The sequence below is a fragment of the Streptomyces sp. NPDC028368 genome (genome assembly GCF_055565615.1).
This window is the reverse complement of record NZ_JBVHTY010000014.1, coordinates 20,517-35,635: the sequence shown is the minus strand read 5'-3', so window position 1 is coordinate 35,635 and position 15,119 is coordinate 20,517. Positions and strand designations below refer to the sequence as shown.

The window sequence follows — 15,119 nt, the reverse complement described above, 5'->3', positions numbered from 1 at the left end:
GGCCGCAGCGGCGAAGCCGTGGAGGCCCGGCACCGCAGCCGAACAGCCCCGCGCAGCGGAACCCGCCCGCCGCAGGCGCAACGGCGGGGAAAGCCAACCGCGTACGGCCGGGGCCAAGCGCAGCGAACCGGCAACGGCGGGAAAGCCAACCACGTACGGCCAGGCCCAGCGCAGCGCCCCGGCAGCGAGCCGGTTACCCCGAATACCCCATCCGCCGCGAGAGTTCGGCCGCGGCCTTGGCGGACCGCTCGGCGAGTTCCGGGAGCAGGGCGCGTTCCATGCGGTACGCCGGACCCGAGACGCCGATCGCGCCGATCACCGCGCCGTCGTGCGCCCGTACCGGCGCCGCCACCGCGTTCAGGCCGATCTCCAACTCCTCCGTGGAGCGCGCGAATCCGTCGTGGAACGCGGCCGTCAGCTGCTCGCGCAGCTCACCCGCCGCGGTCAGGGTGTTCTCGGTGAACCGGGCCAGCTTGCGGGTCGCCAGGGTCTCCCGGCGTTCCCGGGGCAGATGCGCCAGCAGCACCTTGCCGCTGGCGGTGGCGTGCAGCGGGGTGCGGCGGCCCAGCCAGTTGTAGGCGGTCACCGCGGCGGCGCCTCTGGCCTGCATGATGTTGACCGCCGCATCGCCGTCCAGCACCGCGATGTTGGCGGTCTCCCCGGTGTCGTCGGCGAGCGCCCGGCACACCGGCTGGCCCTCCTGTGAGATGTCCAGCCGGATCGCGGCGGCCCCGGCCAGCCGCAGCACCCCGGCGCCCAGGAAGTACTTCCCGCGTTCCTTCTCCTGGCCCACCAGCCCGCGGTTCTCCAGCACCCCGAGGATCCGGAAGGCGGTCGACTTGTGGACGCCCAGCTCCTCGGAAATCTCCGTCACCCCGGCCTCTCCCAGCCGGGCCAGGATCTCCAGCACGCTTACCGCGCGGTCCACGGACTGGACGGATCCCGCCCCGCCGCGCCGCTCCTCCGCCGTCCCGCTCGACGTATTCGACGTGTTTGACATGGGTCTTTGCGTCACCGCCCGTTGGCCGGCGCCAAGCGCATCACAGGGCAGCTGTCCGGATCTCCGGAAAGCCCTTGACGGCCCGCTCCCCGACTTGGATTCTGTTGCGCATCGCGCTCTGCGATGCGTTATTCAAAACGCCATGATACCGATCAGCGCGAGGGGGGCCAGATGATTCCCGTCTGCCGCATCGAAGACCTGCCCGAGGGCGAGTCCGTACGGATCGAGATCGACGACGCCACACCGGCGATCGCCGTCTTCCATGCCGAAGGCGGTTTCTACGCCGTCGATGACACCTGCAGCCACCAGGACGCCTCGCTCTCCGAGGGCTGGGTCGAGGGCTGCTTCGTCGAATGCCCGCTGCATGCGGCACTGTTCGACCTGCGCACCGGAGCACCGACCTGCCTGCCCGCCCGCCGGCCCGTGCGGACCCACGAGGTCAGCGTCGTGGACGGGATGATCCATGTCCGGCCCGCCGTCAGGGAAGAGGCGGTGGCGTAACGATCGGCGCGTTCAGGCGGCCGCGCGGTCGGCCTGGGACCGGCCGTCCCGGTTCTCCCGTGCCGCCGCCCGGCGCGCCTGCCGCCGCTCACGGCGCAACTGCCGCGCCGTACTGCTCGGCTGGGACTGCACGCCGTGGCGCTGCACCCAGACCTGCCGGGTCACCCACACATCCAGCACCGCCCAGGTCGCTACCACAGTGCCCGCGACCGTGCCGAGCACCGCGGGGAACGCAAGCCAGGAACCCGCCAGCGTGCTCAGGAATGCCACCATGGCCTGAATCAGCGTGATCGCGACGATGATGACGGCACGCACGGCGGCCGTCCGCACCGGCTCCGCCATCCGGCGCCGGGGTGCCGGCTCTTCCTGCCACAAGGGACGCCTGCCGGTGTCCATGAAAGCGTCACACTCCCCGCACTCGCCCCGCCTGTCCGGCTCCTGGGTGGCTGCCCGGGTTTCACCGGGTACCTGCCCCTGGCGCCGCTCACCGTCCTCCCTTATCGTCACGCACCGTTCCGGCGAGGTGTTCCCCGGGGTAGGGGAAATCCGGCCAATCGGCCGGACCGCTCGCCGGGTGCCACCACCGCGGCCAAGACCCCTGATCACGGGCCGGTTGTGCGTGTATCCACGGGTAACTCATGACGGTCCCGCCGCGCCCTCGGTTCCCCAACGCCCAGGCAGGCCTTCGGGTTGGTCACCCGGCAGTAGTAGGCTCACGCCGTTTGTTGACGGAACACCACCCCCGTGCGCCGGGGTTGACGTAGGGGAGGCCATGCGCTTTCGCGGGAAGTCGATCCGCCGGAAGATCGTGGCGTTGCTGCTCGTACCGCTGGTGTCCCTGACAGCCATGTGGACGTTCGCGACGTACATCACCGGGCGCGAGGCCAACCAACTGCTCGACGTCGCCAATGTCATGCGGAAGGTCGGCTATCCGGCCGAGGACGTCGTCCAGGCCCTCCAGCGCGAGCGCCGCCAGAGCCTGCTGTATCTCGCGGACCGGCGCGGCGCCGACGCGCTCACCCAGCTGCGGCAGCAGACCCGGGCCACCGACTCCGCCATCTCCCGGCTGCGCGGCAGCGCCCGGGATCCCGATGTGCTGAGCGAACTGCGCGGCGACGTCGCAAGCCAGGCGGAAGGCGTCGTCAAGACCCTCGCCGGGCTCCCGGAACTGCGCAAACAGGTCGAGGACAACACCGTCAGCCGCGACGAGACCCTGGAGGCGTACAACTCCATGGTCGACCCCAACTACGACTTCCTCGCCTCACTCAACGCCCTGCAGAGCGTGGAGATGGACAAGCAGGCCCGCGCGCTGGTGCAGGTCACCCGCGCCCGGGAGTCCTTCTCCCGCGAGGACGCGCTGATGTCTGCGGCGCTCGCCTCCGGCAGCATGACCAGGCGGGATCTGCGGATGCTCGCCGACCGGGTCGCCGAGCGCCGGATCCTGTACGGCACCAGCCTCCCTCTCCTGCCCGCCAAGGACCGCGGCATCTACGCGGACTACTGGCGCTCCGCCAGGGCGCGCGAGGTGACCTCCTACGAGGACGCGGCGATCGCGGCGGGCGCGCGGTCCGCCCCGCACGTCGTCAACGCCGAGCGCTGGAACACCGCCGCGGACAAGGTGCTCGAGGACCTCACCCGGATGGGCAAGGACTCCGGCGACCGCTATGAGCAGCGGGTCGAGCCGTACGCGACGAGGGTCATCCTCAAGGCCGCCATCGCCGGGGTGCTCGGCTTCGTCGCGCTGCTGGTCTCGGTCATCGTCTCCTTCCGGATCGGCCGCAAGCACGTCAAGGACCTGACCCGGCTGCGCAAGGCCGCGCACGAGGTCTCCGGCGTACGGCTGCCGAGCGTGATGCGGCGGCTGGCGGCCGGGGAACAGGTCGATGTGGAGACCGAGGCACCCCGGCTCGAATTCGGCCAGGACGAGACCGGCCAGGTCGGCCAGGCGCTCAACACCCTCCAGCGGGCCGCCGTCGAGGCCGCCGTCAAACAGGCCGATATGCGCCGCGGCGTCTCCGAGGTGTTCGTCAACCTCGCCCGCCGCAGCCAGGTGCTGCTGCACCGGCAGCTGACCCTCCTGGACGCCATGGAGCGGCGCACCGAGGACACCGACGAACTCGCCGACCTCTTCCGGCTCGACCACCTCACCACCCGTATGCGGCGGCACGCCGAGGGCCTGGTCATTCTCTCCGGCGCGGCCCCCTCCCGGCAGTGGCGCAAGCCGATCCAGCTGATGGACGTGGTGCGCGCCGCGGTCGCCGAGGTCGAGGACTACGAGCGGATCGAGGTCCGCCGGCTGCCCCGTCTCGCGGTGGACGGCCCCGCCGTCTCCGACCTCACCCACCTGATCGCCGAACTCCTGGAGAACGCCACCGTCTTCTCGCCGCCGCACACCGCCGTCCAGGTGCTCGGCGAGCGGGTCTCCAACGGCTTCACCCTCGAGATCCACGACCGGGGCCTGGGCATGGCCCCCGACCTCCTGCTGGACGCCAACCTCCGGCTCGCCGAGACCCCCGAGTTCGAGCTGTCCGACACCGACCGGCTCGGCCTGTTCGTGGTCAGCCGGCTCGCCCAGCGGCAGGGCGTACGGGTCTCCCTGCAGACCTCGCCGTACGGCGGCACCACCGCCGTGGTCTTCATCCCCGGCGCGATCCTCACCGAGACCTCCGACGGCGGCCGGGAGGACACCGGACCGCAGGCCCTGCGGCCGGCGGACGCCCGTATCGGCAACGAACTGGAGCACGCCGCGGGCAAGTTGGCCGCGCTGTCCCAGGGGCCGGCGGCGCTCCCGGAAGGCCGCACGCCGCGGGTCCTCGACGGCCCGGTCGAACTCGAGGCGCCGTTCGGCCTGGACGACCTGGGCGCCCTGGACGACGAGGACAGCGTCTTCCGGGGCCGGGAGCGCGACCAAGAGCGCGGCCGGGACCGCCGGGGACCGTCGGCCCGGCAGACCGGCCCCACCGCCTCGCCGGCCTCGCCGTCCGGCATCGCGCCGGTCCCCACCGCCTCGCCGGCCTCGCCGTCCGGCATCGCGCCGGTCCCGGCCGCCGAGCAGCATCAGCAGACCCGCGACCAGGCGCCGGGCGGCGGCCCCGCGCCGCTGCCGCGCCGCCGCAAGCCGCCGGTCCTGGTCTCCGACCACGGCAGGACGGTCGACGGCGGGGAGGGGCACGGCGACGACGCGCGGGGGAAGGCGTCCGCCGAGCCGCCGGAACCGGAGGAACGCAGCGGTCCGCGGAGCCCCGAGCCCGCCGAGGAGACGGCACCAGGTAGGACGTCGGATGTCCTACCTCCGCAGACGCCGGGCGGGCTGCCGCGCCGGGTACGTCAGGCCAGCCTGGCGCCGCAGCTCAAGAAGGATTCCGGCCGGCAGGCCGAGGAGCGCCCGGCCGATCAGCCCGAGGACGACCGTGACGCCGAGGCCGTACGGGCCCGGATGGCCTCGCTCCAGCGCGGCTGGCAGCGCGGCCGCCGCGACAACGACGACACCACGGCCGGGGACCGGCCCGCCGGCGATGATCCGGCGCGCGACGGCGACGACCCGGCGCGTGACGAGGAAGCCCACCGCAACCGGGCCGGCCGCGACGCACCGGCGCGCGACGGCGAAGACGGTGGCAGCACAGCACCAGGAACCACAACGGGAGGGGACGGTCCATGACCGCATCGAAGGCAGCAACGTCCATCGCATCGGCCATCGCATCGGCTTCGGGGAAGGGATCCGGAGAGCTGAACTGGCTCCTGGACGAGCTGGTGGAGCGGGTCGGCAGCATCCGTAAGGCGCTGATCCTTTCCAGCGACGGGCTGGCCACCGGCGCCTCCAAGGATCTGACCCGCGAGGACGGCGAGCATCTGGCCGCGGTCGCCTCCGGCTTCCACAGCCTGGCCAAGGGCGTCGGCCGGCACTTCGACGCGGGCCGGGTCCGGCAGACCCTGGTCGAGCTGGACGATGCGTTCCTGTTCGTCAGCGCGGCGGGCGACGGCAGCTGCCTGGCGGTCCTGGCCGACGCCGACTCCGACGTGGGGCTGATCGCGTACGAGATGACGCTGCTGGTCAAGCGTGTGGGAACGCACCTGGGCACATCGCCCAGGTCCGGGCCGGCCACCTGAGCGACGACCGATCGACGACGGTGACGCCATGAGCGGGCGCGGCGAGCTCATCAAAGGCAGGTGCGCGCCGCGCGAATGCGAGGCCGGCGCAGCGTGGGGGTACCCCCGGTCGGAGACTGGGGGAGTGTCGGCATGAGCGATCAGGACGGCCGCGCCGTACCGGAACGGGGCGCGGCCCGTTGGTTCGACGACGACGCGGGCCCGGTGGTGCGGCCGTACGCGATGACCCGGGGGCGCACCCGTACGACCGCGGAGGGGCGGCTGGACCTGATCGCGCAGGTGATCGCCGAGAGCCGCGCCGAGCAGGCGGTGGCCGACCAGCTGCTGTCGCCCGAGCATGTCGAGATTGTCGAGATGTGCCGTCGGGCGCCGCTCTCGGTCGCCGAGCTGGCGGCCGGGCTCGACCTGCCGGTGGGTGTGGTGCGGGTGTTCATCGGCGATCTGCTGGAGGCAGAGCTGGTACGCGTCAGCCGTCCCGTACCGCCTGCCGAACTCCCGGACGCGCGGGTGCTGCGTGAGGTGATCGAGGGGCTGCGGGCGCTGTGAGGCGGCCCGTCACCCACCGCCGTCGTCCGGCTTGTGCTGCTCCGGCGGCGGCCACTGCCGCAGCGCGGCGTCCGGCTCCAGGTCGGCGAGGACCTCACTGAGCTGGGCGACGACCCGCTGGATCTCGCGGTGGGTGTCGCGCCGTTCGGTGACCACCGCCGCGAGCAGCAGCGCGGTCAGCGCGGTGATCCCGTTGAAGGCCTGCAGGGTGACCATGTTGGTGAACAGATCGTGGTGGGCGAACGGCCCGTGCCGCTGGGCGGCGGCGATGATCGCGATCGTGGAGACCAGCAGGGCGCACGGTGCGGCGCCCGCGCGCTGGAAGCGGAAAGCGGCCCAGATCAGGCAGGGGGAGACGAGGAAGAGCAGGTTCATCGAGCTGCTCACGGTCAGTTGGGTGACGACGAGGGTGCCGGCCCCCAGGGCCGCCGCCTCCGCCCACCGCAGGGGACGGATACGGGCTCGAAGGGGTGCGCGGACGGTGCCGAGGAGCAGCAGTACGGGCGTGATCACCAGCACGCCCATAGCGTCTCCGGTCCACCACACCGCCCAGGTCGGCCAGAAATCGGCGGCCTTCAGCGCCCCGGAGAGCACCAGGACTCCGCTGCCCATGGTCGAACTCACCAGCATCCCGCACAGCGCGCCGAGGAACACCAGCGCCACGGCGTCCCGTAGCCGGTCCATCCTCACCCGGAACCCCGCCCGTTGCAGCAGCCGGTAGGAGATCACCGGACCGAGGGTGTTGCCCACGACGATCGCCAGGACCACCAGGGGCGAGGGGCCCAGCGTCACATTGACCAGGAAGGCGCCCAGGGCGATTCCCGGCCAGATACGGAGGCCGAACAGGAGCAGGGCGGTCAGCGCGATTCCGGTGGGCGGCCACAGCGGGGTGACCTGCCCGCGCACCAGCTCCTGGAGCAGCCCCAGCTTGGCGCCGCCGTAGTAGACGGCCGCGACGCCGAGGATCCGCACGGCCGTGGGACCGTGCCGGCTCAGCCACTCGTTGCGCAGCACATCGGCCTGCTAGGTGTAGGGACCGCCGTTGTGGCGGAGGACGAGTACGGCGGCGTCGTCGCTGTGTCCGGTCAGGTCGGCCACCGCGATCACCGTGGCGGCCAGCTGGTCGGCGTCCGCGTCGTAGGCCGCGCCGACCAGCTCGACCACGCGCGCCAGGCCCCGCTCGATGGGGAAGGCGGGTCCTTCCACCACCCCGTCGGTGATCAGGACGAACGCGCCCGCCTGCGTCAGCCGCCGGTGGGTGACCGGGTACGGCCCGCTGGGCTGGATGCCCAGCGGCAGCCCGCCGGGGTCCTGGAGGACCTGAGCGCCGTCGGCGGTGCCCCAGATGGCCGGTACGTGTCCGGCGCGGGAGTCGGCCAGCTCGCCGCTGGCCGGGTCGAAGCGCGCGAAGGTGCAGGTGGCCATCAGCTCCGAGCGCATCGACAGCAGCAGGTTGTTGGCCCGGCCCAGCACCTCGCCGGGGTCGGTGGTGGCGCCCGCGAGCGCCCGCAGGCTGGTGCGAACCTGACCCATGAACGCGGCGGCCTCCACGTCATGGCCCTGGACGTCGCCGATGACAAAGCCGAACGCCCCGTCCGGCAGCGCGAACGCGTCGTACCAGTCGCCGCCGATGTCCAGGCCCGTCTGCGCCGGCACGTACCGGGCCGCGGTCTGCAGCCCGGGCAGCGCCGGGAGCTCGGGCGGGAGCATATGGCGCTGCAGTTCCACGGCCAGCGCCACCCGGGCCTGCTGGAGCTTGATCCGTTCCATGACCCGGCCGGTGAGCTGCCCGAGGAGGCACAGCAGCTCCTCGGGCGGTGCGACAGGGTCGGTGCGGCGCCGGTGCATTCCACACTCCGCTCAGAAGCTTCGAGACGGCCGGTTCCGGTCGGCCACTCGCTGCTGAATTCTCACGTTACCGCCGAACGGGGAGGGGCGCCGTGCTCGCCCCGCGCCCTTGTTGAGCAATACTCAACACGGCGGTACGGTGTCTGTTAAGCAGCTGTCAATATGAGGAGAGCGCCGCCATGGCACCCACACCGGCTCCCTTCGAGCGCCTGGAAATACAGGTCGGCCCGCACACCTACGACGCCCTGGCAGCCGGTCCGGCCGACGGCGAGTTCGTGCTGCTGCTGCACGGCTGGCCCGAGTTCGCCGACTCCTGGAGCGCCGTACTGCCCGCCCTGGGCGAGGCCGGGTACCGTGCCGTCGCCGTCGACCAGCGCGGCTACTCCCCGGGCGCCCGGCCGCCGCGGATCGCCGACTACGCCGTACCCGAGCTCGTCGCCGACGCCCTGGCCTTCGCCGACTCCCAGGGCGCCGGCCGCTTCCACCTCGTCTCGCACGACTGGGGCGGCATGGTCGCCTGGGCGCTGGCCGGCGCCCACCCCGAGCGGCTGAAGTCGCTGACCGTCCTGGCCACCCCGCATCCGGAGGCACTCAACCGCGCCGCCGCCGGGGACCCCGAACAGCACCACCGCCTGGACTACGTCCGCTTCTTCCGCACCGAAGGCCACGCCGCGGAGGCATCCCTGCTCGCCGACGACGCCGGCCGGCTGCGTGCCGCGTACGGCGGCAAGGTCCCGGCCGAGCTGGTCGAGGCCAATGTGCGCAGGCTCGCCGAGCCGGGCGCGCTCACCGCCACCCTCAACTGGTACCGGGCGCCGGCATCGGTCATCTCCGTGCCCGCGGGCCGGATTTCCGTCCCCACGCTCTTCCTGTGGGGCAGTGAGGACGTCGCCCTGGGCCGTGCCGCGGCCGAATCGACGGGGGAGTGGATGGACGGCCCGTACATCTTCGAGGAGCTCGAAGGCGCCAGCCACTGGCTGCCCGAAGAGGTTCCCGGCGTGGTCACGCCCAAGATCCTCGATCACCTGGGCAAGCACGCCTGACGGGCCGCCGGGCCGGTACGCACCGTGCGCGTCCCGGCCCGGCCGTCACCGTAAACTGCGGCCATGTCCGGCAAGCGGGTCACCCGCCTCACCCCCGATCAGCGCAGGGAACAGCTGGTCGGCATCGGTCTGGAGATGCTCGCCGACCGCTCCCTGGACGAACTCTCGACCGACGAGGTCGCCCGCCGGGCCGGTATCTCCCGCGGACTGCTCTTCCATTACTTCGACTCCAAACGCGACTTCTTCCGCGCCGTGGTCCGCGCGGCATGCGACCGCTTCACCGCCGCCACCGACCCGGATCCCGAGCTGGACCCCGTCCCCTGGATGCGGGCCTTCATCGCCGGCTTCGTCGCCTACGTCATGGAGCACCGCCAGGTCTATCTCGCGCTGGTCCGGGGCGCCGCGGGCAGCCATCCCGCGGTGACCGACATCCTCGACGAGACCCGCGAGACCCTCGCCCGCCGGGTCCGCGACGGCCAGCGGCGGCTGGGCATGCCGGACGCCCCGCGGCTGGACATCGCCTCCCGCGCCTGGATGGCCTTCGCCGAGGAAGCGGTCATCAACTGGCCGGTCGCCGATGCCGATGCCGATGCCGGCGCCGGCGACCGCGACGAGCTGTGCGCCTTCGTGGAATCCAGCTTTGTGTGCTTCCTGGGGCTGCTCGACCGGCCCGCGGCACTCGCCCAGAGCTGACCCGCGCCGCCGGCGGGCCCGCTCCGCCCCACCGGCAGACCTGTTCCGCCGCGCCCATTTGCGCGGGTTGACGGCCTCTGGGCGGCACCCGTTCCGGATGCTGCCGGGATGAGCCCGCACCTCAAGTGGGCGCCGCGCAGCGCACGTTGTACCGTGCCCTTGCAGCTGCCGACGATGCGCTGCACCGGTTCCCGGCAGGCCGGAAAAGCATTGATTTCCCCCTGCATACACGGCAATTCAGGAGAAGAGTCCCATGGCCTTCGGGCGTTCTGAGCGCCGCCGCCCCGCCGCGGCCGCCGACCCGATGACGCTCAAGATCCTGGTCGCGGGCGGCTTCGGCGTGGGCAAGACCACCCTGGTGGGCGCCGTCAGCGAGATCAAACCGCTGCGCACCGAGGAGCGGCTGACCGAGGCCGGCCGGCCGGTCGACGACCTCGACGGGGTGGAGGGCAAGACCACCACCACCGTCGCCATGGACTTCGGCCGCATCACCCTCAACGACGAACTCGTCCTCTACCTCTTCGGCACCCCGGGCCAGGACCGCTTCTGGTTCCTGTGGGACGAGCTGGCGCGCGGCGCCCTCGGCGCGGTGGTCCTCGCCGACACCCGCCGCCTCGCGGACTGCTTCGCCGCGATCGACTACTTCGAGCGGCGCGGCCTGCCCTTCACGGTCGCCGTCAACTGCTTCGACGGCGCCGAACACCACCCCGCGGCCGCCATCCGCGAAGCCCTGGACCTGGACCCCGAAGTGCCGGTGATGCTGTGCGACGCACGGCGCATGGACTCCGCACGGGATGTGCTGATCGCCGTCGTCCAGCATGCGATGCACGTCAGCGACCGGCGGCAGGCGCCCGCGCTTCCCTGACCGGGCGCGGAAGTACGGCCCGTACCCCGCCGTCCGGGGTACGGGCCATACGCCAACCGGAGACGCCGGCGCCGCGAGCCGGGCGGTCGTACGCCGGACCCGCCCTACGCAGGCTGCGGTGCCCTACGAAGGCTGCGCGGTGTCCTCGGACAGCCAGCCGAAGCTGCGCTCCACGGCCCTGCGCCAATTGCCGTACTCGCGTTCCCTGGCCTGCCCGTCCATGTGCGGCGTCCACTCGGTGTCGCGCTTCCAGTGGGCCTTCAGCTCGTCCAGGTCCTGCCAGACACCGGTCGCCAGACCCGCCGCGTACGCCGCGCCCAGACACGTCGTCTCCGGGATCACCGGACGGATCACCGGCACGCCCAGCACATCCGCCTGATGCTGCATCAGCAGATTGTTGGCCGTCATCCCGCCGTCCACCTTGAGCTGGGTGATCCGCACCCCCGAGTCCTGGTACATGGCGTCCACGACTTCGCGGGTCTGCCAGCTCGTCGCCTCCAGTACGGCGCGCGCCAGATGCGCCTTGGTGACGAAGCCGGTGAGCCCGGTGATCACCCCGCGCGCGTCCGAGCGCCAGTACGGCGCGAACAGGCCGGAGAACGCCGGGACGATGTACGCGCCTCCGTTGTCCGGAACGCTCGCCGCCAGTGGCTCGATCTCGGCCGCCGACGCGATGATGCCCAGCTGGTCGCGCAGCCACTGCACCAGGGCGCCCGTGATGGCGATGGAGCCCTCCAGGCAGTAGACCGGCGCCTCGCCGCCGAGCTGATAGCCCATGGTCGTCAGCAGCCCGCTCTTGGACGCCACCGGACGGTTGCCGGTGTTCAGCAGCAGGAACGAGCCGGTGCCGTAGGTGTTCTTGGCCTCGCCGACGCCGTAGCAGGTCTGCCCGAAGACCGCGGCCTGCTGATCGCCGAGCGCGGCGGCCACCGGCACCCCCTGCAGCTGTCCCACGGCCGTTCCGTACACCTCGGCCGACGACCGGATCTCCGGCAGGATCGCCTCCGGCACCCGCATCGCCGAGAGGATCGAGGGATCCCACTGGAGGGTCGAGAGGTTCATCAGCATGGTGCGGCCCGCGTTGGTCACGTCCGTGACATGCACCCCGCCGTCGGTGCCGCCGGTCAGATTCCAGATCAGCCAGGAGTCGATGGTGCCGAACGCGATCTCGCCGCGCTCGGCACGGGCCCGCAGCCCCGGCACCGTATCCAGCAGCCAGGCCGCCTTGGGCCCGGAGAAGTAGCTGGCCAGCGGCAGCCCGGTGGCGTCCCGGAAGCGGTCCTGGCCGTCCGCGCCGCCCAGTTCGGTGCACAGCTGGGCGGTACGGGTGTCCTGCCAGACGATGGCGTGGTGTACCGGTTTGCCGGTGGCCCGGTCCCACAGGACCGTGGTCTCCCGCTGGTTGGTGATGCCCAGCGCGCTCAGCTGGTCCGCCCGCAGCCCCGCCTTGGCCAGCGCGCCCGCCACGACGGCCTGCACCTTCGACCAGATCTCGGTGGCGTCGTGCTCCACCCAGCCCGGCTGCGGGAAGATCTGGCGGTGCTCGCGCTGGTCGGCGGCGACGATCGCGCCGTCGTGGTTGAAGATGATGCAGCGGCTCGACGTGGTGCCCTGGTCGATCGCGGCGACGTACTTGTCGGTGTGCTCGGTCATCCCGTCACGTCTCCTGAAGTCCTGGTCCGGTAGTGGGTGCAGCGGGCCCGCCGGTTTCGCGGCGCCGCGCGGTCGGCACCGGTGCCCGGCGCCGCCGCCCGGTCAGAACGCCGCGTGGTAGACCAGGCCGGAGAGCACCGCCCCGATCAGCGGCCCGGCCACCGGGATCCAGGCGTAACTCCAGTCGGAGGAACCCTTGTTGGGGATCGGCAGCAGGGCGTGCGCGATCCGCGGGCCCAGGTCGCGGGCGGGGTTGATGGCGTAGCCGGTGGGCCCGCCAAGCGAGAGGCCGATACCGACGACGAGCAGCGCGACCAGCAGCACATTGATCCCGGAGCCGTAGACCCCGGCCTGTGCGCCGGGGACCTGGCCGACGCCGATGCCCTTGTTCTCGCCGAAGAACAGCAGCGGCAGCACCAGGCCGATGGTGGCGATGATCTCGGTGACGAGGTTGGCGGCCGGATTGCGGATCTCCGGACCGGTGGCGAAGATCCCCACCGTCGGCTGGGCCTTGTCCTGCTCCGCGTTGGCGGCGAACTGCGCGTAGTACAGCGCCCAGGCCGCCGCGGCGCCGATCAGCGCGCCGACCATCTGGGCCAGGATGTACAGCGGCACCTTCGACCACTCGGTGCCGCCCGCGACCGCCGAGCCGACCGTCACCGCGGGGTTCAGGTGCCCGCCGGACAGTGGCGCCGCGGTATAGGCCCCGGCGAGTACGCCCAGACCCCAGCCGAAGGCGATCACCACCCAGCCCGCCGATCTCGCCTTCGAGTAATGCAGTGTGACGGCGGCGCACACACCGGCGCCGAAGAGAATGAGTATCGCGGTGCCTATCACTTCACCGACGAAGATGTCTCCATTGGAATGCATGGCGGCTCCTTGGCCCTCGCCCGGGGGAGTTTCCCCGGTCCTCCGTGCAGGCACCGGGAAGTGTTCACCCGGGGTGAGGGGTCGTCAAGGTCGCGCACACCAGAGGATGTTGGGGATCCGGGCCGGTCCGAGGGGAGCGCTGTGACGCCGTTACAGGCGAGTCCGTATGCCCTCGGGGCCGGCCGTGGCCGAAGGGGTCGGGCCGGCCGTTCCCACGGTGGTCGGCCCGGCCGGCGGCGGTACCCGCACCGCGGCTCCCCGGCGCACCTCCGTACGCTCCGAGCCCGGCCGGCCGACCACCCAGCTCGCCCCCGGCAGCGCCTTCGCGGCCTGCTTCAGCGGCGCGAGGGCGGCCGCCGCCTCACCGTGGCCGCTGACGCTGCCCGGCGGGCAGTCCACCGTCGCCAGCGACAGCGTGACCGGCCGCCCGCCCGCCGACCACGCCACATCCAGCACCGCCTCCGCGAACGGCGCCGGCCCCTCGGCCCCGGCCAGCACCAGGAAGTCGTCCCCGCCGATATGCCCCACCCGGGCGTTCGGCTCACGCGCCGCGACCTCGGCCAGCACCCGTCCCACCGACCGGATCAGCTCATCGCCCGCCGCGAACCCCGCACCGTCGTTGACCTGCTTGAAGCCGTCCACATCCAGCCAGCTCAGCGCGAACGCCCGCCCCTCGGCTATCCGCCGGTCCACCTCGCCGTTGACCGCGTCCGAACCGGGCAGCCGGGTCAGCGGATTGAGCCGCGCCGCCTCCTCCACCCGGCTCTCGGCGAGCGCCCGCACGATGTCGGCGAGATGCACCACGCCCATGCACCGGCCCCGCTCATCGACCACCGCCACATCGTCGCCGGTCCGCGACCGGTCCCCGTCGGCGATCACATCGAGCACCTGCCAGGCGGTGGCGTCCGCGCCGACGGTGCGCGGCCGGTCCGCGAGCCGTAGCGCCGGCCGGTCGGCGTACAGCGCATGCCCGTACCGCCCGGAGAGCGACAACAGGAACCGGTCGCGGTCGATCGCCCGCACCGGCACCCCGTCGGTGTCCACCAGCAGCACCCCCGACACCGCGGGAAACCCGGTCAGATGGCTGCGCACCGCACCCGCCGACGCGGACATCGGCAGCAGCGCGGCGGGCTGCAGGAACTGTGCGACCGGCGGCCCGGACGGCGGGCTGTACGGTACGGGGCCACGCACCGCGGGCGGGCTCTCGGGCGGCAGGTACACCTCGACGGTGGCCCGGCGCGCGGGCGGCGCGAACAGATTCCCCTGCGCCAGCTGCACCCCCACCGCCCGCACCGCCGCATACTGCCGCTCGGTCTCCACGCCCTCGATCGCCAGCAGTCCGCCCACCTCTTCGCACAGCTGCCGCATCGCGGCCACCGCGGCCCGCCGCCCCCGGTCGGTGGCCATGCCCGCGCACAGCGACCGGTCCAGCTTGACGAGGTCCGGTGTCAGCTCGCCGAGCAGCCGCAACGGCAGATCACCGTCGCCGACGCCGTCCGCGCAGATCCGGTAGCCCTCGTCGCGCAGTCCCGCCACCGCCTCCAGCAGCGACCGGTGCGGGACATGGGTGAACGGTCCGCCGATGTCCAGCGTGATCTCCCACGGCCGGCGACCCACATCGCGGACGGCTTTGCCCAGCGACGTCAGCGACGGCAGCTCGGCGACCGTCGCGGCGAAGACATTGACATGCAGCGGCAGCATCGTCTCCTGGCGTGCCGCGGCCCGTACTCCGACCGCCGCCAGCTCGGCGTCCAGATCGGGGCAGCGGTGCGCGGAGCCCAGGACATCCATCCCGCCGTCCTCGGGACGGGCGAGTATCTCCAGCGCGGCGACCGAGCCGGTCGCGAGGTTCACGACGGGTTGAAAGGCGAATCGGAGCTGGTCCATCCAGGCAGGCACCGCGCCAGCATGCCGCCCCGGGCCACCCAACGACGCCCGGTTCACGCACTGTTCACGCATCCTTCCGGAGCGTATGGGCGGCCGGCTCGCGATG

The 15,119-nt window shown here is 72.3% G+C and carries 14 protein-coding genes; 7 read left to right on the top strand and 7 right to left on the bottom strand.

Annotation, left to right across the window (positions count from 1 at the left end; translation table 11 throughout):
* Positions 1 to 193: 193 nt before the first annotated feature.
* Complete coding sequence (locus tag ACZ4S3_RS28625) at positions 194 to 1,000, bottom strand: IclR family transcriptional regulator (protein WP_467939110.1); 807 nt, start codon at positions 998 to 1,000, stop codon at positions 194 to 196.
* Between the two features lie 171 nt (positions 1,001 to 1,171).
* Here ACZ4S3_RS28625 and ACZ4S3_RS28620 point away from each other — a divergent pair, with 171 nt between their 5' ends.
* Positions 1,172 to 1,501, top strand: coding sequence for a bifunctional 3-phenylpropionate/cinnamic acid dioxygenase ferredoxin subunit (locus tag ACZ4S3_RS28620; RefSeq protein WP_467939108.1), 330 nt, complete (start codon positions 1,172 to 1,174; stop codon positions 1,499 to 1,501).
* Between the two features lie 12 nt (positions 1,502 to 1,513).
* On the opposite strand, the gene ACZ4S3_RS28615 is transcribed toward ACZ4S3_RS28620, so the two are convergent.
* Positions 1,514 to 1,897 carry a hypothetical protein gene (locus ACZ4S3_RS28615; protein ID WP_467939106.1) on the bottom strand — a complete coding sequence of 128 codons (384 nt, stop codon included), beginning with the start codon at positions 1,895 to 1,897 and terminating at the stop codon, positions 1,514 to 1,516.
* Between the two features lie 376 nt (positions 1,898 to 2,273).
* On the opposite strand from ACZ4S3_RS28615, the gene ACZ4S3_RS28610 reads away from it, so the two are divergent.
* The 3 genes from ACZ4S3_RS28610 (at position 2,274) to ACZ4S3_RS28600 (ending at position 6,154) form a co-directional block, all read left to right on the top strand.
* Entirely contained in the window at positions 2,274 to 5,159 is a 2,886-nt protein-coding gene (locus ACZ4S3_RS28610) for a sensor histidine kinase (RefSeq protein ID WP_467939104.1), read from the top strand.
* Positions 5,156 to 5,608, top strand: a complete 453-nt coding sequence (locus tag ACZ4S3_RS28605) for a roadblock/LC7 domain-containing protein (protein WP_467939102.1) — start codon at positions 5,156 to 5,158, stop codon at positions 5,606 to 5,608. Before ACZ4S3_RS28610 ends, ACZ4S3_RS28605 begins: the two co-directional genes overlap by 4 nt.
* A gap of 132 nt (positions 5,609 to 5,740) precedes the next feature.
* Entirely contained in the window at positions 5,741 to 6,154 is a 414-nt protein-coding gene (locus ACZ4S3_RS28600; protein WP_467939100.1) for a DUF742 domain-containing protein, read from the top strand.
* 9 nt (positions 6,155 to 6,163) lie between these two features.
* On the opposite strand, the gene ACZ4S3_RS28595 is transcribed toward ACZ4S3_RS28600, so the two are convergent.
* Complete coding sequence (locus tag ACZ4S3_RS28595) at positions 6,164 to 7,168, bottom strand: MASE1 domain-containing protein (RefSeq protein WP_467939099.1); 1,005 nt, start codon at positions 7,166 to 7,168, stop codon at positions 6,164 to 6,166.
* A gap of 9 nt (positions 7,169 to 7,177) precedes the next feature.
* Positions 7,178 to 8,002: a PP2C family protein-serine/threonine phosphatase gene (locus ACZ4S3_RS28590; RefSeq protein ID WP_467939097.1), complete on the bottom strand. Its 825-nt coding sequence runs from the start codon at positions 8,000 to 8,002 to the stop codon at positions 7,178 to 7,180.
* 179 nt (positions 8,003 to 8,181) lie between these two features.
* On the opposite strand from ACZ4S3_RS28590, the gene ACZ4S3_RS28585 reads away from it, so the two are divergent.
* The 3 genes from ACZ4S3_RS28585 (at position 8,182) to ACZ4S3_RS28575 (ending at position 10,603) form a co-directional block, all read left to right on the top strand.
* A complete protein-coding gene (locus tag ACZ4S3_RS28585; RefSeq protein ID WP_467939095.1) occupies positions 8,182 to 9,045 on the top strand; it encodes an alpha/beta fold hydrolase in 864 nt (287 codons plus the stop codon).
* 63 nt (positions 9,046 to 9,108) lie between these two features.
* Complete coding sequence (locus ACZ4S3_RS28580; protein ID WP_467939093.1) at positions 9,109 to 9,738, top strand: TetR/AcrR family transcriptional regulator; 630 nt, start codon at positions 9,109 to 9,111, stop codon at positions 9,736 to 9,738.
* A gap of 253 nt (positions 9,739 to 9,991) precedes the next feature.
* Positions 9,992 to 10,603, top strand: a complete 612-nt coding sequence (locus ACZ4S3_RS28575) for a GTP-binding protein (protein WP_467939091.1) — start codon at positions 9,992 to 9,994, stop codon at positions 10,601 to 10,603.
* Positions 10,604 to 10,726: 123 nt separating this feature from the next.
* Here ACZ4S3_RS28575 and glpK read toward each other — a convergent pair whose 3' ends face one another.
* The 3 genes from glpK to ACZ4S3_RS28560 all read right to left on the bottom strand — a co-directional run bounded on the left by glpK (position 10,727) and on the right by ACZ4S3_RS28560 (position 15,025).
* Positions 10,727 to 12,256: a glycerol kinase GlpK gene (gene glpK, locus ACZ4S3_RS28570; RefSeq protein ID WP_467939088.1), complete on the bottom strand. Its 1,530-nt coding sequence runs from the start codon at positions 12,254 to 12,256 to the stop codon at positions 10,727 to 10,729.
* A gap of 102 nt (positions 12,257 to 12,358) precedes the next feature.
* Entirely contained in the window at positions 12,359 to 13,126 is a 768-nt protein-coding gene (locus ACZ4S3_RS28565) for an MIP/aquaporin family protein (RefSeq protein ID WP_467939086.1), read from the bottom strand.
* 150 nt (positions 13,127 to 13,276) lie between these two features.
* Positions 13,277 to 15,025 carry a bifunctional diguanylate cyclase/phosphodiesterase gene (locus ACZ4S3_RS28560; RefSeq protein WP_467939084.1) on the bottom strand — a complete coding sequence of 583 codons (1,749 nt, stop codon included), beginning with the start codon at positions 15,023 to 15,025 and terminating at the stop codon, positions 13,277 to 13,279.
* Positions 15,026 to 15,119 lie beyond the last annotated feature (94 nt).

Coding starts and splice junctions, on each gene's coding strand:
- ACZ4S3_RS28625 (WP_467939110.1), bottom strand. CDS start 1,000: ATGTCAAACACGTCGAATACGTCGAGCGGGACGGCGGAGGAGCGGCGC.
- ACZ4S3_RS28620 (WP_467939108.1), top strand. CDS start 1,172: ATGATTCCCGTCTGCCGCATCGAAGACCTGCCCGAGGGCGAGTCCGTA.
- ACZ4S3_RS28615 (WP_467939106.1), bottom strand. CDS start 1,897: ATGGACACCGGCAGGCGTCCCTTGTGGCAGGAAGAGCCGGCACCCCGG.
- ACZ4S3_RS28610 (WP_467939104.1), top strand. CDS start 2,274: ATGCGCTTTCGCGGGAAGTCGATCCGCCGGAAGATCGTGGCGTTGCTG.
- ACZ4S3_RS28605 (WP_467939102.1), top strand. CDS start 5,156: ATGACCGCATCGAAGGCAGCAACGTCCATCGCATCGGCCATCGCATCG.
- ACZ4S3_RS28600 (WP_467939100.1), top strand. CDS start 5,741: ATGAGCGATCAGGACGGCCGCGCCGTACCGGAACGGGGCGCGGCCCGT.
- ACZ4S3_RS28590 (WP_467939097.1), bottom strand. CDS start 8,002: ATGCACCGGCGCCGCACCGACCCTGTCGCACCGCCCGAGGAGCTGCTG.
- ACZ4S3_RS28585 (WP_467939095.1), top strand. CDS start 8,182: ATGGCACCCACACCGGCTCCCTTCGAGCGCCTGGAAATACAGGTCGGC.
- ACZ4S3_RS28580 (WP_467939093.1), top strand. CDS start 9,109: ATGTCCGGCAAGCGGGTCACCCGCCTCACCCCCGATCAGCGCAGGGAA.
- ACZ4S3_RS28575 (WP_467939091.1), top strand. CDS start 9,992: ATGGCCTTCGGGCGTTCTGAGCGCCGCCGCCCCGCCGCGGCCGCCGAC.
- glpK (WP_467939088.1), bottom strand. CDS start 12,256: ATGACCGAGCACACCGACAAGTACGTCGCCGCGATCGACCAGGGCACC.
- ACZ4S3_RS28565 (WP_467939086.1), bottom strand. CDS start 13,126: ATGCATTCCAATGGAGACATCTTCGTCGGTGAAGTGATAGGCACCGCG.